Raw genomic sequence first — 24,964 nt, forward strand, 5'->3', positions numbered from 1 at the left:
ATTCTATTTTACAGCAGCAGTTTCCAACAGCCCTTCAATCGCCTTTTCGATATCCAAGAAGGAAGCATCCGGCTCAAAACGTTGGATGACACGGCCGTTACGGTCTACTAGAAACTTTGTGAAATTCCAGCGAATATTGCGGCCGATTAAGTAATCCGGATAATTCGTTTGAATTGTATTGTATAAATGTTTTTGCTGCATTGTCTCACGAACAAATTCCGGACAATCAACTTCGTGTTTTAAATAGTTGAATAGTGGATGAGTTTCATTACCATTCACTTCGATTTTATCAAACACTGGATATGTAACACCGAACTGAAGCTTGCACTGTCTTGCAGACGTTTCCCCGTCTTCCGGATTCTGTTCGCCAAATTGGTTGCATGGAAATGAAAGTACTGTGAACCCTTTATCTGCATAGCGTTCATATAACTTTTGCATGTCTTCATATTGGAATGTAAATCCGCAATTGCTTGCCGTATTCACAACCAACATTACTTGATTACGATAAGTTTCCATTGAAAGAATCTCACCGTTTGTTTTTTTCACTAAATAATTATAAATGCTCATTAAGTCATTCTCCCTACAAGATATAGTATAAAACTATCATATTATAAAAATCACTAAAGTACAAAATTACTAACCCGAAAGTTATAAAAAGATTGCGATTGTCTACATTATGTAAAAATGAGCAAAATTAAAGGCGCATAAGATTCACGAGGAATCATGCGCCAAATCATTCGATGGCTAACCGACCATCACTAAAAGTATCACCGCTTAAATCTACTTTTATACATAATAATTTAAAAATAAATTGGTTTTTCATCATAGTTCCAGAGTAAATTACACACAGCAGGGTATTCATATGAGTAGCACGGGAAAGATAACGTTGTATGAAAGGAGCGAATAAAACATGCCAAGAAAACTGGTAGCTGCAATAAAAGAGCATGCACTTCCCTTTAACGAAAAAAGTTTAAATCAAATCGTTAAATCGATTGGAAATGCCAAAATTGTGATGATCGGTGAAGCTTCACATGGTACTTCGGAGTTCTACACAGTCCGCGCCGAGCTAACGAAACTGCTGATTAATCAAAAAGGATTCAATATTATTGCGGTAGAAGGAGATTGGCCGTCTGCACAGGCAGTGAACCGCTATGTAAAAGGTTATGAAGAGGATGATGTAAATGCCGCTGCAATTTTGAAGGAATCTTTTAATCGATGGCCGCAATGGATGTGGGCAAATGAAGAAGTAGAACAATTTGTAGAATGGCTAAAGAATATAAATAATACTTTGAGCACTAAAGTCGGGTTTTATGGGATTGATTTATACAGTCTCTTTGAATCGATGGATGAAGTGATACAATTTTTATCTGAAAACCCTAAGTACAAAGCCGATTTTGAGCATGCAAAGAAAGCATTTTCCTGCTTCGAACCTTACAACAGAATGCCTGAGCACTATGCTCTATCCACTGCTCAATTTACGGATGAATGTGTCCGTGAAGTAACAGATTTGCTGAAATCACTGCGAAATAACAAAGAACAGTACTCGAATAAACATGAGGAAGATTTAAATGTCATGATGAATGCGCTTGTCGCGAAAAATGCTGAAACTTATTACCGCGAAATGATGCAGGATGCAATCTCCTGGAATACACGCGATTCACATATGGTGGAAGCGATCAATGAATTATTGAAGTATCACGGTGATGATGCAAAAATCATTATTTGGGAACATAATACACATATCGGAGATGCATCCGCCACAAGCATGAAAGAAGATCAGATGATCAACGTCGGTCAACTTATTCGTGAACAATATGGAATGGACAATACTTTTGCGATCGGCTTCGGGACGTATGAAGGTACGGTCATCGCTGCTGACAGCTGGGGAGATCCTTTGCAAATAATCCAAGTTCCCTCTTCCAAACTCAACACATGGGAAGGACAGCTCCACGCAGCTGGAGGACAAGATAAAATACTGATTTTTACTGATGAGAATCGGAAATTATTCAATGATCGGATTGGCCATCGTGCAATTGGTGTTGTCTATCATCCTGAATATGAAGCGTATGGGAATTATGTTCCGTCAAACGTTGGTTCAAGGTACGATGCCTTTATTTATATTGAACAGACAAAAGCATTAAAGCCATTATAAAGTAAGCCTACGTTTATCGTATGGCTTGCTATTTTAGGTTCAAATATCTAATTATGTTTTCTTCTTACCTATCTAACTTATTGCATAATTTAAAGTCACCAGTGAACTTGAAGTTTATTACCATTTGGATCATAAAAATGGAAAAAGGCATGACCATTATCTTCTTTTATCTCCTCTACCTTAACTTTATTTTCAATTAAGTGTTGATAAAATTTGAATAGTTCGGGACTGGTAAAGCCAATACTGAATTCTTGTTTATTATCGATTGTAAAATGTGAAAATGTTTCATCTTCAGTAGGAACTAAAATCAGTAAGAACGATCCTTCATTTATTTTTAAAATTGCTCTTTCCTGATTATTGTTTAGTAATTGGAATCCTAATACATCTCTATACCAATGTGCAGATAATTCCAGATGTTTTACAGGAATTCGAATATAGTGTACTTGTTCAATAAATGATTTACTCAAAGCGATTTCTCTCCTTTATTTTATCGGCTACATAAAAGATTTCCATTTCTACTTGCATTTTCCCTTCCGATTATTAAATTAACTAGTCTTTTAATTCCGTATATAACCACTTTTCAATTCCATTTTATTCTATAATAGTAAATATACTCATCTCTATAAAACAGGAGGAACTTATGATTAACGAAGCGACACTGAACCAAGCAACTGCAGCAGCTCAACTTGCTTTACTCCTTTGGCCAGGCAATGATTTACATGAATTCGTACAGAACATGGAAGACGTTATTACCAATCCGAACAGTACCGTTTTCTTAGCATTTGATGATGGAAAAGCGATTGGATTTGCACAATGTCAGCTCCGGTTTGATTATGTGGAAGGAACACATTCCAGTCCGGTTGGTTATTTGGAAGGCTTATATGTCGATGAGTCCTACCGCAGACTGCATTTTGCGCAAGATTTAGTGCAAGCGTGTGAACAGTGGGCTAAAACAAAAGGATGCACAGAGTTTGCAAGCGACTGTGAATTGTCTAATGTAGATAGTTTTAATGTTCACCTTAAACTAGGCTTTACAGAGGCAAATCGCATTATATGCTTTACAAAAAAACTATAAAGGGAGCAATTAATTGTGGAGTTTAAAAGAATGGTAGCAGCTGATTTAGCAACATGCGCAGCAACATTTAGAAAAGTATTTAATGCAGAGCCATGGAATGATAACTGGAATGATGATAGTGCATTTCAGTATTTATCCGATTACTACCATACTCCGAACTTTCTAGGCGTAATTGCTATTGAACATGATGAACTGCTTGGCTTTATAATGGGTGTGCAGCGGAAATGGTATAGTGGCGATGAATATTTCATCCATGAAATGTGCGTCGATCAGACATTGCAAAATAAAGGTATTGGTAAAGCGATGCTGAACTATTTAGTAATCCAGCTGAAAGAGAAATCAGTAGAATCGATGACACTGCTCACAAACCGAAATATACCGGCTGAACAATTTTATAAAAATAATGGTTTTGAAGAAATTGAACGACTCGTCTTTTTATACAAGGAGATAAAATAGTAAATTTCCATTAAAAAATCGGCTTACCTATTCGGGTAAGCCAATTCGATAAAAATCAGATTAATTTTCAAGCGCTATTTTAATATGAGCGAAATGATGCTCCTCATGCCATGCCAATTTTGCAACTTTTGCGGCAACTGTGACCGGCCCGTTTGTTTCATGGGTAAATTCCCGCTTCAACTGGTCTTCAGTTAAATGTTGCCCTAACGAAACGATGCGCTCGTTAATACCTTCAAGCATTTTAATCGAGCTTTCTACAGGTAAGTCATTGTCTGGCAGAACTGCCCACTTTTCTTCATTAAACCCCGGTACTGTCGGATTGTCGTCCGTTAGCGCCAGCTTCAGCCGCTGATACATGTTCAGCTGTGAATCGGCAATATGGTGTACAAGCTGACGAACATTCCATGCACCTTCACGGTAAGTTTTATTTAACTGCTCTTCATTTAATGAATCGACAACTTCTCTTAAACGTGTCGTAAATGATTCCGTTTGTTGTAACCATTCCTTTACATTGTCAAGTGTCACCTGTTCAGGTACTTGCAATGGACCAATTGGAAATCTTACATCCATGTTAAAACGCCACCTTTATCGATTTACTCATTAGTGTTTAATTTTGTCGTCTTCAAATAACATTGTCCCATTCTCTTTTAAATTGTTATGGAATGAGAATGCTTTTTCAAGGATATGCGGTGTTTGGCCGCCTACTTTTTCTTTTGCCTCTTCGAAATAAGCACGTAACTGTTCTTTATATTTCGGGTGTGCAATTTCAATCAATTTCTCTGCTCGCTTCACTGGTGGAAGTCCACGAAGGTCCGCATAGCCTTGCTCCGTTACGATGACATCGACATCATGTTCTGTATGGTCGATATGTGAAACGAACGGAACGATTGTTGAAATAGCACCGTTTTTCGCTAATGAAGATGTTACGAAAATTGTAATGCGCGCATTACGTGCAAAGTCACCAGAACCGCCAATACCGTTCATAATCTTTGTGCCGTTAACATGTGTTGAGTTGACGTTACCGTAAATGTCGACTTCAATTGCTGTGTTAAACGAAATAACACCTAAACGACGAATTACTTCCGGGTTATTCGAAATTTCCTGTGGTCGGAACATAATTTTATCTTTGTACTTTTCCAAGTCTTCCGCTAGTGAGTCCACGCGCTTTTTGGAAAGCGAGAATGCTGTACCTGCCGCGAATTTAACGATACCCGCATCAATCAGGTCAAACACACCATCCTGCAGTACTTCCGAGAATACTTCAAGATCTTTAAATTGAGACTTTTGCATGCCGTTTAATACGGCATTTGCTACCGAACCAACGCCTGATTGTAGCGGTGCTAATGATTCAGGTAAATTCCCTACTTCCACTTCATTTGCCAGGAATGCTAATAAATTATCGGCAATCTTCTGTGTTTCTTCGTTTGGCTCGAATAATGGTGAAGGGATATCCGGCTGCTCCGATAAAACAATTCCTTTTACTTTTGCAGGGTCTACTTTAATTCCGATTTCACCAATTCGATCCCCTGTGTTATAGATAGGAATTTCTTTACGCTCGCCTTGTGCTTTCTGAACATAAATATCATGAAGCCCTTCATATGCTTTTGGGGCAGTTGTATTAATTTCGATAATGACATTTTCAGCTTTTTCTACAAAGATCGGTGAGTTCCCTACAGAACCTGTTGGAATTACTAGGCCGTCTTCTGTAATTGCTGCTGCTTCAATGATTGCATAGTCAATTTTACCAAGGGAACCTTTACGAACTTCTTCCGCTGTATGTGATAAATGCTGATCAATATAGAAAATTTCTCCGTTATTGATTTTACCGCGCATAATTGCATTTCCTTGATAAGGTACACGTAAGTTGATGATTCCTGCTTCTGCCATTGATTGGTCAGCAGTTGGCCCTAAAGATGCACCAGTATAAAGATTTACTTTGAAATTTTCTTGCTCTCCTCGTTTAGAAAGTGCAAGCGGAAATTCTTTTGGCTCTCCGAAAAGCGTAAAACCACTCATACCCAGATTCATGCCGTCTTCAATCCAAGACGCAGCTTCCTCCGCTGATACAACTTTGTTTAAAAACGCTTCATTTCTGATGAATTGACTTAAATCTTTTCCCATTAACAATCACCCCAAAATAGTATTTTTAGTTCGTTGTTACGATGAATTTCTGTAAATCCATATAGCCAATTAAAAAATCCTTTACACCTTATTTTTTAATCGCCTTATCTACATTGTAATGAGAGATTCGTCTTTCGTCCATTAGATACTTCCTATAATTTTGATAGAAAAAAACTATAGTAAATAAAAAAGCGGATTTAGGGAGTTTTCTTTTACTTAAAAACCTGTTTTTTCACAACATTAATCTATTGACAAAACGCTGATCCCGGACCTTTCACGCTTTATCTTACGCTCGACGTTCCTATTATTGTGTTAATATTGTCATATAAACTCATTTCATAAAAAAAACACCTCTTCTTTAAAAAAAAAGAGATGCCAATAATATTAAAACTGTCTCATCCATTCCAGGAAGTTTGCAATGACGCCATCTAAAAATGCGATTGTCACTTCATCTGTCAGCTGTCCTTGCGCATCGATTTTTTCATGAACGGCCCCAATATACACTTCATTACCAGGTAAAACCGGTGAATTTAAGCCGATTGCAAATAAAATATCGCGTAAATGCATTTGAGCTTTGACAGAACCTAACATTCCCATTGATGACCCCATGATTATAGATGGTTTGCCGTTCATTACCTTGTCCACACGGCTTAGCCAGTCAATTGCATTTCCCAGAACACCGGGTATTGTTGCGTTGTATTCAGGTGTTATCCAAAGAACTGCATCTGCTTCTTTTACTTTTGCCTTAAAATTACGTACAGCTTCGGGAGCTTCCATTTCGATATCCTGGTTGTACATTGGTAGAGGTGCAAGGTCGAGAATTTCCAAGTTGAATTGATCTGCATAACGGCCCTGAATATATTTTGCGATTTTTAGATTATATGATTCTTTGCGGATACTTCCTACAATTGCTACAACTTTCATATAGAAAAAAACCTCCATTATTATAGATTTAATCGATAGTCTTGCTTCGGCCTTAACCTTAAATGGGCAATGATTTTAGTTTGCGACTTCCGTTTATAGATATACCCAACATCCTAAAGTGACGAAACCAAATAAAAAACACGCAAAAGTTTATCAAAAAACTTTTGCGTGTTTTTTATTTACTTAATGATGGGCATGATCAATTGCCTGATGAAGCAAGTTGATAACATGGTCATCTGCGCTTGTATAGTACAATGTCGTCCCTTCACGCCTGAACTTTACTAAACGCAAGTTCTTCAAAAAACGCAATTGGTGAGAAACCGCCGACTGATTTAAATCAAGCTTTTCCGCAATGTCATTTACCGAATGTTCTTCACAGCATAACATGTTTAAAATACGGATACGTGTTGGATCGCTTAACGCTTTGAACGTTTGCGACACGACAAACAATGTTTCTTCATCCAATTCATGTTGGGTTCTTTTTTCCATTGTCATACGATTAAACACTCTTTTCTCCTATACGCCAGGCGTAATTGATTAATGATGATGGTGGTGGTGATGCTGATGGCTTATATCCTGCTTTGCTGTACAATAAACCGAACGATCATGCTGATGCGTATTTGTCTCTACCTGAATCGTCACATGCTGAATATTTTGATGAAGCAAATCATGTTCGACTTTATCTAAAAGTTGCTCGCTTTCTTTAATCGTCAAGTCGTCATTTACAACAACGTGGCAAGACAAGGCATTTAATCCGCTCGTGATCGTCCAGATGTGCAAGTCATGAAGCGCTGTTATTTCATCATACTTTTCAATCGTTTGAATAATTTCTTCGACAGTTACATCCTGAGGTGTACCTTCCATTAAGATATGCAATGAAGCTTTCGTTAAATGATATCCGCTACGTAACACAAGTGCAGCTACAAAAACGCTGGCTAATGGATCCGCCCATCCCCAATCAAAGAACAGGATAAGTAAAGCGGCAACAATGGCACCGATTGAACCGATCATATCGCTGATTACGTGCAAGTACGCGCCTCTCATATTTAAATTATCTTTCGTATCTGCCCCGCGCATCATAATCCATGCAACTAAAATATTAACCGCCAATCCGATACTACTGATGATGAGCATTCCGGTTGAAGCAACTTCAGGAGGATTCATAAATCGCCCAATGGCTTCGTAAAAAATAAACAGGGCGATGACAATTAATGTCAGGCCATTCAGTGTGGCCGCTAAAATTTCGATACGTTTGTAGCCAAATGTTTTACTGGCATTTGCTACTTTTTGTGCAAAAATAATAGCCATTAATGCAATTCCAAGCGACACGGCGTCACTTAACATATGCCCTGCATCAGACAGCAGCGCAAGACTGTTCGTCAGCACCCCACCAATCGCTTCGACAATCATAAAACCGGTAATAATTAAAAAGGATATGAAAAGGACTTTCTTGTTCGTACTATGTGAATGATGGTGATGATGGTGCTCTCCCATTTATAACGCCCCCATTTTTCTTTTATATATGAACATATACTCATATATTAACATATTACGAATTCAGAAAATTGTCAATTACATACGCCCGTATATGGCGAGCATCACTCATAAAAGTAGTTGTGACTAAACAGATTTTACCGAAAATCAGCAATTAAGAATTTAAAAACGCTCGGGTTTATTCCAAGTGAATAACTGCCGACTTTACCTCTCATGTTCTCAATTTCGTATAAGTTATAGTTTAGTTGCAAGGAGCAGCTAAACTATCTTCTGTACATGAGATGAATTTGATCTGCAATATATCCAGCAGTAAAATGCCCGCCTCCTTTCAACCACCAAGAAATCACGCCAACAATGGAAGCTGCTTTTATATGGCTGTCAACAAGGGAATTCGATGTAACCCGGTCACTGTTCAGCCTTCTTGTATCAATTAATTGCTTCATCAATTGAAATAGCATTTTCTCAAATTGTTCAAACTGGAAAAGTAATCGTAGAGCATGTTTTTGTGAGGCTAAATAATTGAGCAGCTCAACTAAATGTTCCTTTTCATTTAACAAATGAATATGGTTTAAATCTGTTATTTTTTCTGTTACTTCATTAAAAATCTCCTTTGTTAAATCATCCAGCAAATGATTAATATCTTCATAGTGCAAATAAAATGTTGTACGATTTAACGTAGCTTGCTTTGTTACTTTTTGTACAGATAACTGGTTAAGCATAACCCCTTCGTTTAAAAGTTTAAATACCGCTCTCTTCAACATTTCTTTCGTACGAATTGTACGAGGATCCATTTTCTTCATTTTTATCATTCCTGTCTATTAAACGCTACTATATCTACATATTTTGCTGATTTGTCGATTAGTCTACAGTTCGTGATTTATTGTTTATAGTCAAATGCTTGTTTTACTTGTTATGATACTTATTAGACAGATTGTCTATAAAGTTATCGTAGCGTAAGGAGTTTTAAAATGCAAAACGATTTATCTGAACAAACAAGAAAAATATTGCTGATTGTCATGATTGCTGGCTGTTTCTTCTCCACTTTAAATCAGACGTTACTCAATGTTGCATTAAGTGATTTAATGACCACCTTTTCAGTTGCGCCTACGACAATCCAATGGCTGGCAACCGGATTTATGCTCGTGAACGGAATTTTAGTTCCAATTACTGCTTTTTTAATGAAGCGATTTTCAACACGTCAACTGTTTATTAGTGCGATGCTATTTTTATTAGCTGGTTCTGTTGTCGCAGCATGTGCCATGAACTTCAGCATGCTTTTAACAGGGCGTATGATTCAGGCTGTAGGTGCCGGCATTATTTTACCTTTAATGATGACCGTAATCGTCTACTTGTTCCCTGAAGAAAGACGGGGCGCGATTATGGGACGAGTGGGATTTGCAATTATATTTGCACCTGCCATTGCTCCGACGCTTGCCGGATTTATTATTGATTATTTATCATGGCGCTGGCTGTTTATCAGTTTAATTCCTTTCATCGTTATTATTATTGGCTTAGCGTATAAATACTTGATGAATGTAAATGAAGGCGCAAAATCAAAAATCGACTTGATCAGCTTACTTTACTCAACCTTCGGCTTTGGTTTCTTGTTGTTCGGCTTTAGTAGTGCCGGAAGTCGCGGATGGGATGATGGGGTTATTTTAACAACGATTGGTGCGGGATTGATCATTATCTTTCTGTTTTGCCAACGTCAACTGTCTTCACAGGATCCTTTACTGAATTTATCGGTATTCCGTTATAAAATGTATTCCATGACGACAATTATTAATGTCGCAATTACGATCATCATGTATGCAGACTTGATTTTACTTCCGATGTATTTACAGGATGGGCGAGGATTTTCCGCATTGGATGCAGGGTTGCTGCTGCTTCCCGGTGCGATTATTAATGCACTATTGTCACCAGTTACAGGAAAACTTTTTGATAAATATGGTGCGAAACCATTATTTATTTTCGGGTTACTATTAATCGCGATTTCAATGTGGCTTGTTATTGACCTATCTTCAACAACTACGTATGTATATATTTTAGTACGTACTATTATTTTGCGGATCGGGTTAGCGTTCATTACAATGCCTTTAAATACAGCTGCGCTTAATGCGATTCCGAGAGAACTGGCATCACACGGGTCTGCAGTGAATAATACAATTAGGCAACTCGCAGGGGCAATCGGAACAGCTGTTATCGTAACTGTATATTCTCTGCAGTTAACTGACTCTTCCGTACGGGCAAATGAAAGTTATGCAAATGCGGCAAGCTCAACGTATTTCTATATGTTCATATTAACGATCATCGCCTTTATCATCGTACTTTTCGTTCCAAAGCATAAAAGAAAAATACCAACTCAATAAGCAAACTAAAAACTGGTGAACTTCCGCAATTGGGGTTCACCAGTTTTTTTACCAATTTCGCGCTTCATTGGCTACGTACAGTCCGATTGTTTTATTTTGCTTCCAAACATTATTCCAACGTTTTAACGGTACTGATGCTTCCCCTGCAAATGGTGCGATTTCGACCGTCATCGCAGGGCGGTCTTTTACTTTTGTAAAGTAATCTTCAGATGCTGCAATCGGTTCATTTTTTTTGGTTACAGGCATCAATTTATAACCGGTAATGTTTGATACCCCTTTTACCAACTTTTTCGTTCGGCTGAATTTTGATTTCGCTTGGCTCCAATATATAATCTGACCGGAAGAATGATAAGAGACATACGCTAAATGATTGCCGCGATCGATTAGTCGTTTAATTGCGAGCGCTTCCGGTTCTGTATTTGGCGCTTTACCTTTATATTCTTTGAAGGAAGGTTTTGTCTTTTTAATTAAATGCCAGTTTACATTAAATTGACGGTTCAAATCGACACCGTTAATGTTTGCTTTCCAACGATTGAAATTGGTGCTGTTATTGTTCATCGCTTTCAGTTTTGTTATCGATGTTTTTACTTTGCCGCCTTGTGCAAGTGTTACTCCGTCCGGATTCACCATTGGCACAAATACGATGCTCACTTCACTTAATAGTTTCTTTACATCGTATTTTTCGATTTTCGTTCCGTTTACATAAGCCTTAACATACGAATCAATCATTTCCATCAAAACATTTGTCGTCATATGTTCACGTCCGTGAAAAGACGCATCCATTAATACTTCCTTTTTACCCGAGCCAACTTTCAATGAATATAATGGCCGTCCCTCAACCGATTTTCCGATTTCCTGCAATTTCGTCAGTGACGGATACATTGCTGAAACAAGCTTTAGCTTTGCTGCCATTTCGTCATAGGGAATTGTTTTCGCACCATCGACTAATTGGATATAATGAACATCGGTTAAAGGAATGTAAGCTGATTTAGAAGAATATTTAATTACTCCAGACTTCCCTTTTATCGCCTGCAGTAATAGCTTGTCTCCTTTTGCTACAGTTTTGATGAACTTACCCTGTTCATCTTTTAATTCCGTATTCTTCTTCGCAACTACTTGCACAGGGTATTTGCCAAGTCCGATTGTGTCTGAAGTTGCTTTGGCAGAACTCGCATTGAAACTGAAAATCGCTGCAACTACTAGACTTAACAACAATAATTTCTTCATCTCATGCCTCCTTTTATGTATATCAAAACTTTTCATCTATACCCATTACTTTACACTAAAAAACAGCCTGTAAGAAATGACTTCTTACAGGCTGCTCGTTTTAATTGTCTTTTACATCTTTACGATTTTTCTTCAGCATTTTTGATAATACTTCATATACAATCGGTACGATGATCAATGTTAATAATGTTGATGATAATAAACCACCAATTACTGTTACAGCTAAGTCTTGAGAAATCAGACCGCCGCCAGCTCCACCGAATGCCATTGGTAACATAGCACCAATTGTTGCAATCGCCGTCATTAAGATCGGACGTAAACGAGTTGCTCCGGCTTCCAGTATCGCTTCACGCATGTTCATACCTTCATGTTCCATACGGATAATACGGTCAACAAGTACGATTGCGTTTGTGACTACGATACCGATTAACATCAGTAATCCCATCATAACTGAAACTGAAATTGTAAGACCTGTTGCGAATAATCCAATCCATGAACCGATAACAGTAAATGGTAATGAGAATAAAATCGCAAATGGTGCTAAACCTTCACCGAATGTTACTACCAATATGAAGTAAACAATTGCAATCGCTGCAATCATCGCAACACCTAGTTGAGTAAATGTTTCAGTCATATCTGCTGCAACACCACCTACACCAGTCGTAACGCCTTTCGGTAAATCTAAATCAGCAATTTTTTCATCTGCTGCAGATGTTGCTTTTGAAATATCTTTGTCTGTAATCGTTGCCGATACTGTCGCAAAGTATTCACCTTTTTGACGAGATAATGAATTTAAAGTTGTGCCTTCTTCAAGTTTAACAATGTCACCAATTGTCATTGTCTGACCAGTTGCCGTTTGAATCGGTGTTTCCAATAATTCATCAATATCCGCTGCCGCAGATTTTGCTTCACGTTGAACAACTACATTAATATCAGCGCCGTCACTTTCAACAGTTGTCAGTACTTCTTTTGCTGTATTTGTTTGTAAAGCCATTAAAATTTGGGCAGTAGTCAGGCCGTATTGTAATACATTTTCCTGATCTACTTTAATTACATTTTCTACATACGGTGCTGAAGCATTTGATTCAACTTCATCAAGTCCTTTAATGTCCACTAGAACATCTTCAACTTGAGCAACTGCTTCGTTTAACTTATCTAAATCTTCACTGTATAGTGTATAGCTAACTTCATTCGATGACATACCCATCGCGAAGTTTTGTGTTTTCCATTCGCCTGATTGGCCAACATTAAAGATATAGTCTTCTAGTTCTTTTTTCGCTTTCGGGAAATCATCCATGTCCGGATCGAAAATCGCATAGATTAAACCACCGCCTGCACCGCCGCCAGTCATCATTGCAGCAGCATCAGTAGAAGTTTCTGTGTTCACCGATAATTGTAAAACATCGATATCTTTACGCTTCAGTAATTCCTGTTCTACTTCTTCAATATTTCCCAGTGTTTTATCCATTAATTCGCCAGTACCTGGTGTGTATGTTAAGTACATCACTTTCTCTTCTTGAGAGCCCATGAAACTAAATCCGATTAATGGTGTTAACGCTAGTGAACCTACTAATAGAACTACCGCAATAATCGATGAAATCCATTTATGGTTTAATGTTTTTTCCAAGAAATTACGGTATGTTACTGCAAGCTTACCAACTTCTTTATGCTGACTTTCAGACTTTTCACCGTAAATTTTCTTACGGAATAATGTATGTGAAAGTGCTGGTACGATTGTAACCGCTACGATTAATGATGCGATTAATGCAAATGACATTGTTAATGCGAATGGTACGAATAATTCCCCTACCATACCGCCTACAAATACAAGTGGTGCGAATACAGCAATTGTTACTAATGTTGAAGACATGATCGGCTTGAACATTTCAATTGTTGCTTCACGAATTAACGCACGGCCTTGTAATTTCTCTTCTTTCAAGTGCATACGACGATAAATATTTTCTACTACTACAATCGAGTCATCAATTACCCGTCCGATCGCAACAGTAATCGCTCCAAGCGTCATAATATTCAATGTAATATCCAACCAATGCAATGCCATTAATGCCATGAATACTGACACCGGAATGGAGATGATTGAGATGATTGTTGATTTAAAGTCACGTAGGAATAATAGGATAATCAATACTGCGATTAAACCACCAAACACCGCTTTTTCAACCATTGTAAAGACAGAATCTTCAATTGGTTTCCCTTGGTCTAAAGAAATATCGATTTTAAGACCAGAAATGGCTTCCTGCTCTTCTTCAATTAAATCTTTTACTGCATTTGCTACAGTAACCGTATTGGCATCCTGACCTTTTACGATTTGGATTGCAATCGCATCTTTACCATTCGTTCGAGATACAGACTGCACTTTACCTACTTTTTCGATTTCAGCAATATCCCCTAGTTTCACGAAAGGAACCGGGTTGGTTTCAGAAGGCGTAACAGGAATCAGCATTTCTTTTAACTGCTCTTCTGTTTTGAACTTGCCGTCAACTGCAACAGCTTGCTCGCCATCTTCAAACTCGTATAATCCTAACGAGACTGCAAGGTCACTTGCCTGAATCATTTGCTTAACAGAGTCTTCTGTTAGACCTAATTGTGCCATCTTTTCTTCATCATATGTGAAGGCAACTTCTTCAAGATGTTGACCTGTAACTGTCGCAGATGCAACACCGTCAATTTTGTTTAGTTTCGGCAAAATTATTTTCTCTACTGTCGACGTCAGTTCAACAATATCTTCATCCGAACTACTTACTGATAATGCAATGACAGGCATCATGTTCATACTGATTGCCATGATTGAAGGTTCTTGTGCACCTTCAGGAAGCTCAATATTATCTAAAGCAGCTTCTAACTGACGTTTCTTTTCATCCATATCCACGCCATATTCATATTCCACTTGAACTTGTGAAACATTTGATGAAGATGTAGAATATACAGCCTTTACATCTTCCAGACTTTCAACTGCCTTTTCATAAGGAATTGAAAGATCATCCATTACTTGCTCGGGTGTTGCACCAGGATAAACACCCATCACGATTAAGAACGGGATCGAAATATCTGGAATCGATTCCATTTTCATACGTGTGGATGAATAAATACCGGAAAACACGATTATGATTGTTAGTAACCATACGGCAAGCTTATTTTTCAATACGAAATTTACTAAGCCTTTCACGGTTCCACCTTACCTTTCTTGACTATATGTAACCACCATTCTATAATAATGACTAGTCGGTCACGTGTCAATTGAAAGGGGCTTGAAAATATTATGACAAGAAAACAATTGATCATCGATTCAGCACTACATTTATTTGCCGAAAAAGGGATAGAAGCTACGTCAGTGCAGCAAATTACCGATCATTGCGGCATTTCTAAAGGGGCTTTTTATTTATCATTTAAATCCAAAGACGAGCTCGTTTTTTCTATTATTGAACATTTTATGAACAATATAATTCGCGAAGTTGACCAGGCAGTCAGTGAAGGCCATACACCTTCAGATAAGCTCCATATCTACTTTGTTCATACTATGAAAGTATTGTCACACTATGCTGGATTTGCGGATATTTTGATGAAGGAAAACGTTTCTGCCATCAATAAAGCATTAATTGAACGGATTCATTATTATGTAGAGCTTTCCAATAAAAATTTGGAGAAGCTGTTATTCGAAGTGTTTGGCGAGCAAATCGAAGGAAGACAATACGATTTAGTCGTTATAATAAATGGGATGGTACAATCGTATATGCAGTATATTTTCGATTCATGCCAGCCATTCGATTCGGGGAAATTTGCTGATTCACTTGTTGAGAAGACTACTTTATTAGCAACGAAAAGTAAAATCGCACTGCTTGAACATCCTTCCCAGTTTTACAAACGAATCGAAAATTATTCGATTGACCATATAATGGAGGATTTGTTGTCACTTCAACAACAGACAACGAATAAATTAGAACTCGATTCCATACAGTTATTAATAGAAGAACTGAAAAGCGATAATCCAAGAAATGCGATCATTATGGGTCTTGTCGCCAATTTAGAGAAAAACGAATGCTTTAATTGGATTACATTATATTTGAAAAAGCAGTACAGTTAAAAAGAGAGGGACCCAATAAATATGGATCCCTCTCTTTTTAGTTTTCGCTGTTCAGGAAACGGATGATTTCTCTTGCTACGGTTTGAGCATCTTCCACCATCCCGAGATGCCCTGTATTTGTTTTTACTTTTTCCACATTCGGGTTGGAAGTCGTAATCGGTGTAACCGCTTTGTCCTGTTCTCCTTCGATTACAAGGATTGGGATCGGTAACGTATCGACAAGATCACGTTGGTTTGGACGTGACTTCATTGCACCAAGTGCCGCAACGAGCCCTTCTTCTTTTGCTTCATAGGCAACTTCTTTTGCGAACAGTACATCTTCCGTTTTTGCATCAGGCGCAAGGAAGTTATGAATAATACCATCAACGAACGATCCAGTTCCATGTTCCTGAATCTCTTCTTGTTGCTTCGTTCTCTTATCGATCGCTTCCGGTGTGTCCGATGAGTCGGATGAATACAGCAAGACAGCCTTTTCGATTTTAGAATATTGTTTCTCGATTGCGGCCAATGTAATATAGCCACCCATCGAATGCCCGATCCAATAAGCCTTTTCAACTTTTTCTGTTACTAATACATCGATAATATCTTCGGCATAGCGATATACTGTATATTCCCCTTCCGGCATTTCGCTTTTTCCGTGTCCTGGCAAATCGATTGCAATTACGTCAAATTGCTTTGTTAATGGCTCCATAATTTTTTCAAATATTGCTGCACTCCCTAAAAATCCATGTACTAATACGACAACTTCCCCTGAACCATTTCGAGTATAATTTAACATTTAACCAGTCCTCCCCTTATTTCATCTCTTATCCTTTTCCGGATTTCTATAATAATAAACAAAAACAGCCATTTTAAACGGATCGCTTAAAATGGCTGTTTGTTAAACATAGGATTTCTTTCGTCTAAAGGTCGGTTTGACTTCCGCAAACAATATCGCAAAGAAGATGAGGATACATCCAACAAGCATACGACCTGTTAAAAGTTCGTTTAAAATAAGCACAGAGAACATCGTACCGAACAATGATTCCGTCGATAAAATTATGGCTGATTTCGTTGGGTTTGCATATTGCATTCCGATATTTTGACACACATATGCAACAGCTGTACAAAATATCGCCAAGTAAACGATGATCCCCAAGCCTTCTGAAGTATAAGTAGTCGGTACTTCCCCAAGTATGATGACACTTACTACACTCAGTACAGTCGCTGTATAAAACTGAACAATCGTCAGCGCTAAAGCATCTTCCGCTTTTACAAAGACATTTGTATAAAAAATATCAAAAGCGAATCCGACTGCACAAAGAATTGACAGGAAATCGCCAAAATTAATCGTCATTGAATCCTGCAATGATAAAAATCCAATTCCGACAACTGCTACACCAGCTGCGATAAATTCAAACCGGTCAATTCTTCTTTTATAGATGACATAAGCGATTATTGGAACGATGATAACATTAATCGCTGTCAGGAATGCATTTTTAGAAGGTGTTGTATATTCCAAACCCATTGTCTGTAATGCAAACGCGACAAATAGGATTACGCCGAGAATTGCCCCTTTCCATACTACTGCCTTAGAAATTAGTTTTAATTTTTTATAGAAAATGAAACTTAAAATAATGGAGGCCAGTAAAAATCTCCCGGCCATCAATTGAAATACAGTCCAATGTTCAAGCCCTTTTGCCATTCCTACAAAACCGCTTCCCCACATAACAGCGGTGATGAGCATGAGCAGCTCACCTTTAAATTTTTGCATACGATTCCTTCTCTCTGTTAAAACTGCAGTTTAAAATTAATATGTATAATTGCTTATTGCTGAACAAACTATTATTACCATAAGCAATCTTCCATGAAAAAGAAAGCGAAAATTCAAAATCTATCCAAACAAGCAAATAAGTTAGAATTTTTTGCTTGACCTTAGAGTGTTAAAAATGATTTTTTTATTAGCTTAAGGGTATGTAGATTATAGTTTATTGTTAGTTTGTTCGAAGGGGTGATTTAATCAAAAAAAATATAGTGTCGGATAATATGAATATTCATATAGTTAGTAGTCCCTTTGATTTTGAAAATAACGGTAAAATCCCTACTTATTTTTCAATTCTCCAATGCTTGGACTACTATATCAATAGCAATTTACCGAAATATCGTGTAAAATAAACTTTTAGAATAATTTAGGGACGTGAACAGTTTGATTAATATTGAAATGCCAAAACCAGATTTAGTAATTCGTCAACGCGAACAAGTGTTAAAACCAGGTGAAGTGGAAATTACTCCGTACTTCGGGTTTATTGATTTCCATAAAATTACGCGTGATAAAGGCGGAATCTTCTTCTTCTACAACGAAAAGAACGAGCTTTTATTCGTAGGGAAAGCACGTAAAATCCGTCAGCGTATTAAAAAGCACTTTGAAGATAATGTATCTCCAATGAAAAACCACCGTGCTGAAATTCACAAAATTGAAGTATATGAAATTGAAGATCCAATGGAACGTGAAATCTACGAAACATATGCGATCAATCAATTCCAGTCAAAATACAATATCGATAAAGTATTTTTTGAACGCGCATAAATTGTGAGACATAGCCCAAAAATGCCATTTTCCTCTGAGAGAGAAAAATGGCATTTTTTCTATGCGTTAAAAATTGATTACCATTCCGGGACACTTTCCGCGGGCACGGCCTGAGCCTGTAGTCTCAGGCGTCGTGCTGTTCCCGCTGGAGTCGCCCTCCATTCCAATCAATTTTACAAAATATCCGTTTATTAATTTACTTCTACTTTTCTGCACAAATCTTTAATTATTCTGCTTTAAATTCGAGCATTTCGTTAATTTTCGATAAATCTTCCATAATGCCTTTTTTCTGATTGGCAATGCCGTCATACCATTTATTTAAAATGTCCTGCATGCCCTTTTCGATTTCTTTACCTTCCGATACGAGCTGTACCATCACGTCGATAACTTTTGTACGTTCTTCATAAAACTTGACGCGTGCCGGGAAATCTTTGCCGATATTTTGCTTGAAAATATAGCCGAGTTTAATAATTCCGTTATTCATCAGCTGCTCCGAGTAAAGTGTTGAGCCGACAACTGCTAGACGTTCTTTAAAATCCGGATCTTCTTTAATATAATTTTGCATCAAAAGGGCTACCTCATCTGCAAATGATTTAAGTTTGTTGCGCTGGCCTTCCATCAGATCTTTTGATTCCTCAAAAATATTAAGCATCAGCTCTGTATGTTCAAGCATATTTTTCACTTTATTTAATGGTTCTGCACTTGCTCCGTTCAGACGTACTTGAATTGTACGATATACATACTGGCGTTGTAAGTAAGCCGACAGTAATATAATCCCATTGTAATGAACGCTTGCTTCGTAATGTTGTTGTGTTATCATAGTAAAATCCTCCAACCGGTATGTCTATACACTGTTAACAATACCACATATTCATTCACTTGAAAGGAAAAAATTCAAACTATTTTCACTTTTTATATAAAAAAAACTCCCGGAAATACTCCGGGAGTTTCTCCTTTCGATTACACCGAGGCATAACCGATCAGTTTATTGAATTCATCCCAACTTGTCAGACGCGTATACTCTACTGCCTGATTGTAGGACTGATTTTTCACAATGACTTTCGTTGAACTCCCCGCCAATGTGTTTAAAACAGCCGGCTTATCATCTACATAAACGTCCAGTTCCAAACTTTTGATGATATCGATTTTCTCATGGTCTGCCATGCCGCAGTAAAAACGCTCATCAACAACCGGGAATCCTTGTGCTTTTACCCATGCACGGGTCTGTTCACAATACCCTTTTGGACGAGACGTTATATAATAGATTTCATGTCCTTCATCTGCCAAAGCATTTAAAACTTCCTTTGCCCCTTCAAAGCTTGGACAGTCCGTGAAATAGATTTCTTCCATCGTATCTTTCCACATTTGGCTGCCTTCTTCATTTGTTAATCCAAATGGTGCGTGAATTTCGACAGTAGGGATTGTATCGAAAACATCTTCGCCAATCATCTTGTTCAATTTCTTATTATATAATTGAAAAGCATGTCGACGTAAATCGATTAATGTATCATCAATATCAAAACCAAATTTCATATATCTCACCTAACTTAATACGAGAAAAGCTTCATGGAACTTTTGCTCTTTTTCTATTTGTATAGCCTGAATTTTTTCGATTTGTTTTTTTCGTGCCGTTGCGCAGCTGACAAAATCAAATTCCTCATTTTCCAGCAGCATTTGTGCCAGCACATGGGCATCCATTAACGAACTATTTAATCCGTAAGCGCCAGTCGGAGTCATCGTATGAACAGCATCACCAATTAATGCGACACCTTCTTTTCCCCATTGTTCGGTCGTACTGCTGAATACATCAAGCAGCACAAAGTCTTTCCAGGACTGAATATGCTCCTGTACGACGGGTGCCAATTGAGGAAATGCTTTTACGAGTTTTTCTATAAACAGTATAAACGGCTGTTTACGTAATTCCGGATAGCTTCCCTTTTCGATATTCCAGCCGATTTGGACGTATCCTTTTGCCTGCGTAAACAAGGAAATTTGCATGCCGTCAACTAAGGCCATTTTAATTGAAGGAGTCCAATTTTCAGGTGCCGGTATTCTCGCCCAAAGCAAGTCATAGCCATGATCACGGATTGTTACATCCAAATCCGCCAATTTTCTCACTGTGGAATAGCGTCCATCCGCACCGATGATCAGCTGTGCTTCAATTGTAATATCAGCATCACCTTGTTTAGCGCGAACCGCTGTATATTGTCCATGCTCGTTTTGAATAAGCTCTTTAACCGTTGTATTCAATAAGTAGCTAAACTTTGGATAGCCTTTTGCCTGCTCAATAATTGCCTGAAGTAAATGAGTTTGCGGAACATGGATACCTAAATGGCCTACAGCCGGATCCGGTTCAATTGTTTTAAACTTTTCACCGCTCATCCAATATTCCAATGTTTCCATGCGAAGCAAACCGAGCTGTTCAATTCGTTCGAAAAGCTCGTACTGTTTAAGAATCCGCTCGCCTTCTTCATTTAAATGTTCCCCGCGGAATGCCTTCGCAAAGTCATTAGTCCGCTCAATTAAAAGTACCGACACATTATTTTTCGCCAAAATATTGGCAAGCAGTGCACCGCCCGGACCACCGCCAACAATGCAAACATCCACTTTTCTATTCATATAAACCAGCCTTCTTTGGATAGGCTATAATACGCAAATCTTCCCCGATGCGAGTGACTTCACCGAATTCAAGCTGGCTAGCCAAATCGATGGTTTCCACATCAGATCCGGTAAACGGCGTAATGGAGTTTTTCCCTCCCAATACTTTCGGAGCGACATATACCATATACTGGTCAATGAAGCCGCCTCGTAAAAATGATGCGTTCACATTGCCGCCACCTTCAACAAGCAGATGCGTAATGCCCTTTTTATATAATGCTTTCAACATATCCTCTATTTTCAAGCCTGTTGATTCTTTTTCCACACGGATAATTTCAACACCGTTGCGTTCCAGCTGCTGTGCCTTTACCGTATCTGAATCAAGTGAAGTGACAATGATTGTACGAGCTTCTGTCGTATCCGCAATATGCGCATCAACCGGTGTTTTCAAAGTACTGTCCAAGACTACCCGAATCGGGTTACGACCTTGTCGATTATCCTTTAAACGAGTAGTCAGTTTCGGGTTGTCATTTAAAACTGTTTGTACACCGACTAATATCCCGTCCACTTCATGACGCAATTCATGGACATCCGCACGTGCTGCTTCACCTGTAATCCATTGTGAATGCCCGTTATATGTCGCGATTTTGCCGTCAAGTGTCATGGCGAATTTTGCAACGACAAATGGACACTCTGTCAGCATATTATGAATAAAACGTTCATTCAGCTTTTGAGCTTCCTCCTGAAGAACTCCAACCTCCACTTCGATTCCCGCTTCACGCAACAGGCGAATACCGCGCCCTGCCACTTCAGGGTTTGGATCTTCCGTTGCAACAACAACGCGTTTAAATCCGCTTTCTTTCAGCAGCTTCGCACATGGTGGTGTTTTACCGTAGTGCGAACACGGTTCCAATGTGACATAAATGGTCGCGTCTTTTGTAAGCTCGCCTGCCATGTTCACCGCATGAACTTCAGCATGGGGTTCCCCTGCTTTTCGATGAAGTCCTGTACCGACGATGACGCCATCTTTCACGATGACGGCTCCTACTAACGGATTTGGATTGGTATTCCCTCTGGCACTTGCCGCCAATTGAAGCGCAAGTTGCATATAGTCCTGATCAGTTTTCATTAGAAATTCTCCTTACACAGTTAGCTTTTCAACCATCGCGATATGCCCAGACTTTTCTACTTTTGTTTTCAAGTACTGTTCATTCGTTTCCGTAAGACCGCCCCATAAAGGAATATGGCCATCCGCAAGTAATCCGTTTTTCTGCAGCGCTGCAAGCTTTTTCGGATTGTTCGTAATGAGTGTTACCGGTTTTGAACGAAGCACCTGTAGTACACGGATTGCATCATCATATGAACGGACATCATCTTCAAAACCAAGTGCATGATTTGCTTCCACTGTATCAAACGCTTCTTCCTGTAATAGGTAAGCTAATGATTTTGAAAACAGTCCAATACCGCGCCCTTCATGATCTGCTAAATAAAAGATTGCGCCACAGCCGTGCTCGACAATCATTTTCATCGATTCATGCAACTGATAGCCACAGTCACAACGCTGCGAACCAAAAATATCACCTGTATGACAAATACTGTGCATGCGGATCAATGCATCATCCTGGTTGGCAAAATCTCCATACACCAGTACAGAAGACTGCTGGCCAAAAGCTAAATGCATAGACGATACAGATTCTACGACCTGTTCTTTTGTCTGATTTTTTTCAACAGTCGTCCATGAATACCATTGGAATGTTGCTTCTAGATTTTCTTGTTTTATAGGTAGCTTTACCGGTCCGACTACTGCAATATTTTGCAGATCATCACGGCGTACAAGCTGAATTTTATCTTCTAAAATAGCCATTATTTTTTTCATCTTATCACCTTTATTTTTTATTAAGTTACTTTATGTAACCTAGTTTACAATAATAAGCGTTTAACGTCAAATAAACCAGAACTATCAATTGATAGTTCTGGTTTCTATCATACAGAGCCAAAACGATTCTGGCTATTAAAAATGGTAATCTTCTATTTTTTTCACCTTTTGAGCAATCATACTTACTGCTACAAATGTGATAAGAGAAGCTATAATCGGAATTGTTACGGAATGCATGCCATAAATATTTTCCGCAAAACGGTAGATGACAATATATAATGTCAGGCCGACAATCATCGAACTGATAGCCCCGTATTTATTTGCTTTCTTCCAATACAGGCCAAATACAACACTCCATAAAAAGGCTGATTCCAGTCCGCCGAACGCAAACAAGTTCAGCATGATTAACAGCTCTGGCGGTTTGACGGCGAAAATAACTACCGCGATCCCAATAATGCTCGTCACCCAGAAGCTGCGGTTTTTAATTTGTGCATCACTTGCTTTCGGATTGATATAGTTTAAATAAATATCTTTTACAACTGTTGAACTAACTAGAATCAGCAATGCATTGACCGTCGACATGATGGCTGCCATTGGAGCTGCGAGTACGATTCCTGCCAATACCGGCGGCAGCACTTCCAATGTCAGCAATGGCATCACTTTATCGCCGACTTCAATTCCAGGCATAACCGGACGTGCAAATACACCAATTAAATGCATGCCGAACATAATTGTACCAATCCCGATTGTACCTATTAGAATTGCTTTATGTAAGCTTTTCGAATCTTTGTAGCTCATCGCACGAACTGCAATTTGTGGCAAACCGATCACACCTAGTCCAATTAAAATCCAAAATGTTGATACATATAATGGTGTCAGATTTTGTTCTGCACCAAATGGAGTCACTAAATTCGGATTTTCTGCTACCAGTCCTTGCATAATCGTGTCAACACCACCACCGGCAATGACTGTAGCAATAAGAAGGATGACCGTACCTACAATCATAATCGATCCTTGCAATGCATCCGTTAACGCGACAGCCCGGAAACCACCGATAATTACATAAGCCAAAACAGCTACCGCAAAAATGAGCAATGCATTTATATAGGATAGTCCTGTCAATGATTCAATCAGACGTGCACCACCTACCCATTGTGCTGTCATCGATGCAAAAAGGAAAATAATGATGCTGATCGCCGATAAAATAACGATTGTATGACTGTCATAGCGTTTCTTTAAAAAGTCGATTAATGTAATGGCTTCAATACGGCGTGCAACAATCGCAAACTTCTTGCCGAGCACCATTAAAACAAAATAACCTGCAGGCAGCTGTGCCATTGCTAACAGAACCCATCCAAGCCCTGTATTATAGGCCACACCCGGGCCCCCGATAAAACTTGAGGCACTCCCATATGTCGCCATCATCGTCATCGCCAGGATGAACCCGCCCATTTCTCGGCCGCCTAAAAAATACTCCTGTAAAAACGAATTAGATGTGCGTACTTGGCGATTTGCCCAAATACCGATGCCAAAAATGATGATTAAAAATATTAATAATGGAATAATAACAGACCAATGTATCATTTTTGCTCATCCTCCTCTTCAAGTGAAATGTCTTTGAAGAAAAGCTTCATCGCAATCCAGATGGCAATAATCATGAAAATTGTTCCTGCGATACAGCTATAGAAAAACCAAGCCGGGAATCCGAATACGTAATCATATTCTAGCGGGTCACCGGAACCGAGTCCATATGCAAATCCGAACCAGATTGCAAAATTGATGATGACAAGCACGACACCGATCAGTGCTTCTTTATGTGCGATTTTAAAACGCTTATCCTGCACATTAAACATCCTTTCTGTATACCATTTAAATCTGCTGTAATTTCAGATTCATGAGGGGATTTTAAATCGCTCTAAAGTGTTCAACCATATTTCAGAGACTTAACTTCTCTATTCTACGTTGCAAAACCGCGAAAGAAAAGTCTTTATCGACGATTTGTCT

The 24,964-nt window shown here is 38.5% G+C and carries 25 protein-coding genes; 6 read left to right on the top strand and 19 right to left on the bottom strand.

The window, feature by feature from the left end; genetic code table 11:
* Positions 1-3: 3 nt before the first annotated feature.
* On the bottom strand, positions 4-567 hold the full coding sequence (locus M3166_RS05280) for a glutathione peroxidase (protein WP_251688020.1): 564 nt from the start codon (positions 565-567) through the stop codon (positions 4-6).
* A gap of 343 nt (positions 568-910) precedes the next feature.
* Here M3166_RS05280 and M3166_RS05285 point away from each other — a divergent pair, with 343 nt between their 5' ends.
* Positions 911-2,152 (top strand): erythromycin esterase family protein, encoded by a 1,242-nt coding sequence (locus M3166_RS05285; protein ID WP_251688022.1) that lies wholly within the window; start codon positions 911-913, stop codon positions 2,150-2,152.
* Between the two features lie 95 nt (positions 2,153-2,247).
* Here M3166_RS05285 and M3166_RS05290 read toward each other — a convergent pair whose 3' ends face one another.
* Positions 2,248-2,619, bottom strand: coding sequence for a VOC family protein (locus tag M3166_RS05290; RefSeq protein WP_251688024.1), 372 nt, complete (start codon positions 2,617-2,619; stop codon positions 2,248-2,250).
* A 173-nt stretch (positions 2,620-2,792) separates the two neighbouring features.
* On the opposite strand from M3166_RS05290, the gene aac(6') reads away from it, so the two are divergent.
* Entirely contained in the window at positions 2,793-3,227 is a 435-nt protein-coding gene (gene aac(6') / locus M3166_RS05295) for an aminoglycoside 6'-N-acetyltransferase (RefSeq protein WP_251688026.1), read from the top strand.
* A gap of 15 nt (positions 3,228-3,242) precedes the next feature.
* Entirely contained in the window at positions 3,243-3,683 is a 441-nt protein-coding gene (locus M3166_RS05300; protein WP_251688028.1) for a GNAT family N-acetyltransferase, read from the top strand.
* Positions 3,684-3,743: 60 nt separating this feature from the next.
* Here M3166_RS05300 and M3166_RS05305 read toward each other — a convergent pair whose 3' ends face one another.
* The 6 genes from M3166_RS05305 to M3166_RS05330 all read right to left on the bottom strand — a co-directional run bounded on the left by M3166_RS05305 (position 3,744) and on the right by M3166_RS05330 (position 9,031).
* A complete protein-coding gene (locus tag M3166_RS05305; RefSeq protein WP_251688030.1) occupies positions 3,744-4,253 on the bottom strand; it encodes a YfiT family bacillithiol transferase in 510 nt (169 codons plus the stop codon).
* 30 nt (positions 4,254-4,283) lie between these two features.
* Positions 4,284-5,804 carry a succinate CoA transferase gene (locus tag M3166_RS05310; protein WP_251688032.1) on the bottom strand — a complete coding sequence of 507 codons (1,521 nt, stop codon included), beginning with the start codon at positions 5,802-5,804 and terminating at the stop codon, positions 4,284-4,286.
* Positions 5,805-6,188: 384 nt separating this feature from the next.
* On the bottom strand, positions 6,189-6,728 hold the full coding sequence (locus M3166_RS05315; protein WP_251688034.1) for an NADPH-dependent FMN reductase: 540 nt from the start codon (positions 6,726-6,728) through the stop codon (positions 6,189-6,191).
* A 183-nt stretch (positions 6,729-6,911) separates the two neighbouring features.
* Positions 6,912-7,223, bottom strand: a complete 312-nt coding sequence (locus M3166_RS05320) for an ArsR/SmtB family transcription factor (protein ID WP_079528762.1) — start codon at positions 7,221-7,223, stop codon at positions 6,912-6,914.
* Positions 7,224-7,265: 42 nt separating this feature from the next.
* Positions 7,266-8,222 carry a cation diffusion facilitator family transporter gene (locus M3166_RS05325; protein WP_251688036.1) on the bottom strand — a complete coding sequence of 319 codons (957 nt, stop codon included), beginning with the start codon at positions 8,220-8,222 and terminating at the stop codon, positions 7,266-7,268.
* Positions 8,223-8,485: 263 nt separating this feature from the next.
* Positions 8,486-9,031: a TetR/AcrR family transcriptional regulator gene (locus M3166_RS05330; RefSeq protein ID WP_251688038.1), complete on the bottom strand. Its 546-nt coding sequence runs from the start codon at positions 9,029-9,031 to the stop codon at positions 8,486-8,488.
* Positions 9,032-9,190: 159 nt separating this feature from the next.
* Between M3166_RS05330 and M3166_RS05335 the strand changes: the two genes are divergently transcribed.
* Positions 9,191-10,591, top strand: a complete 1,401-nt coding sequence (locus M3166_RS05335; RefSeq protein WP_251688040.1) for an MDR family MFS transporter — start codon at positions 9,191-9,193, stop codon at positions 10,589-10,591.
* A 48-nt stretch (positions 10,592-10,639) separates the two neighbouring features.
* Here M3166_RS05335 and M3166_RS05340 read toward each other — a convergent pair whose 3' ends face one another.
* Both M3166_RS05340 and M3166_RS05345 read right to left on the bottom strand, forming a co-directional pair.
* On the bottom strand, positions 10,640-11,818 hold the full coding sequence (locus M3166_RS05340; protein WP_251688042.1) for a M14 family zinc carboxypeptidase: 1,179 nt from the start codon (positions 11,816-11,818) through the stop codon (positions 10,640-10,642).
* 100 nt (positions 11,819-11,918) lie between these two features.
* Positions 11,919-15,005, bottom strand: coding sequence for an efflux RND transporter permease subunit (locus tag M3166_RS05345; RefSeq protein ID WP_251688044.1), 3,087 nt, complete (start codon positions 15,003-15,005; stop codon positions 11,919-11,921).
* Between the two features lie 93 nt (positions 15,006-15,098).
* Here M3166_RS05345 and M3166_RS05350 point away from each other — a divergent pair, with 93 nt between their 5' ends.
* Positions 15,099-15,920: a TetR/AcrR family transcriptional regulator gene (locus M3166_RS05350; RefSeq protein ID WP_251688046.1), complete on the top strand. Its 822-nt coding sequence runs from the start codon at positions 15,099-15,101 to the stop codon at positions 15,918-15,920.
* Between the two features lie 37 nt (positions 15,921-15,957).
* On the opposite strand, the gene M3166_RS05355 is transcribed toward M3166_RS05350, so the two are convergent.
* The gene (locus M3166_RS05355) at positions 15,958-16,698 is read right to left on the bottom strand and encodes an alpha/beta fold hydrolase (protein WP_251688048.1); all 741 of its coding nucleotides are present in this window, start codon (positions 16,696-16,698) and stop codon (positions 15,958-15,960) included.
* Between the two features lie 102 nt (positions 16,699-16,800).
* Positions 16,801-17,673 carry a DMT family transporter gene (locus tag M3166_RS05360; RefSeq protein WP_251688050.1) on the bottom strand — a complete coding sequence of 291 codons (873 nt, stop codon included), beginning with the start codon at positions 17,671-17,673 and terminating at the stop codon, positions 16,801-16,803.
* Positions 17,674-18,105: 432 nt separating this feature from the next.
* Between M3166_RS05360 and M3166_RS05365 the strand changes: the two genes are divergently transcribed.
* On the top strand, positions 18,106-18,486 hold the full coding sequence (locus M3166_RS05365) for a nucleotide excision repair endonuclease (protein WP_251688052.1): 381 nt from the start codon (positions 18,106-18,108) through the stop codon (positions 18,484-18,486).
* A gap of 226 nt (positions 18,487-18,712) precedes the next feature.
* Here M3166_RS05365 and M3166_RS05370 read toward each other — a convergent pair whose 3' ends face one another.
* The 7 genes from M3166_RS05370 to M3166_RS05400 all read right to left on the bottom strand — a co-directional run bounded on the left by M3166_RS05370 (position 18,713) and on the right by M3166_RS05400 (position 24,813).
* On the bottom strand, positions 18,713-19,306 hold the full coding sequence (locus M3166_RS05370) for a transcriptional regulator (protein ID WP_251688054.1): 594 nt from the start codon (positions 19,304-19,306) through the stop codon (positions 18,713-18,715).
* Between the two features lie 140 nt (positions 19,307-19,446).
* Complete coding sequence (locus tag M3166_RS05375; RefSeq protein ID WP_251688056.1) at positions 19,447-20,019, bottom strand: 5' nucleotidase, NT5C type; 573 nt, start codon at positions 20,017-20,019, stop codon at positions 19,447-19,449.
* A 9-nt stretch (positions 20,020-20,028) separates the two neighbouring features.
* On the bottom strand, positions 20,029-21,105 hold the full coding sequence (locus M3166_RS05380) for an FAD-dependent monooxygenase (RefSeq protein WP_251688058.1): 1,077 nt from the start codon (positions 21,103-21,105) through the stop codon (positions 20,029-20,031).
* The gene (gene ribD, locus M3166_RS05385) at positions 21,098-22,213 is read right to left on the bottom strand and encodes a bifunctional diaminohydroxyphosphoribosylaminopyrimidine deaminase/5-amino-6-(5-phosphoribosylamino)uracil reductase RibD (protein ID WP_251688060.1); all 1,116 of its coding nucleotides are present in this window, start codon (positions 22,211-22,213) and stop codon (positions 21,098-21,100) included. Before ribD ends, M3166_RS05380 begins: the two co-directional genes overlap by 8 nt.
* A gap of 12 nt (positions 22,214-22,225) precedes the next feature.
* Positions 22,226-22,960, bottom strand: coding sequence for a GTP cyclohydrolase II (locus M3166_RS05390; RefSeq protein WP_251688062.1), 735 nt, complete (start codon positions 22,958-22,960; stop codon positions 22,226-22,228).
* 135 nt (positions 22,961-23,095) lie between these two features.
* Complete coding sequence (gene panF / locus M3166_RS05395; RefSeq protein ID WP_251690016.1) at positions 23,096-24,541, bottom strand: sodium/pantothenate symporter; 1,446 nt, start codon at positions 24,539-24,541, stop codon at positions 23,096-23,098.
* Positions 24,541-24,813, bottom strand: a complete 273-nt coding sequence (locus tag M3166_RS05400) for a YhdT family protein (RefSeq protein WP_251688064.1) — start codon at positions 24,811-24,813, stop codon at positions 24,541-24,543. The genes panF and M3166_RS05400 overlap by 1 nt, the downstream gene beginning before the upstream one ends.
* Positions 24,814-24,964: the final 151 nt, after the last annotated feature.

Origin of the sequence: Solibacillus isronensis (genome assembly GCF_023715405.1) — a bacterium.
Taxonomy (GTDB): Bacteria; Bacillota; Bacilli; order Bacillales_A; family Planococcaceae; genus Solibacillus; species Solibacillus isronensis_B.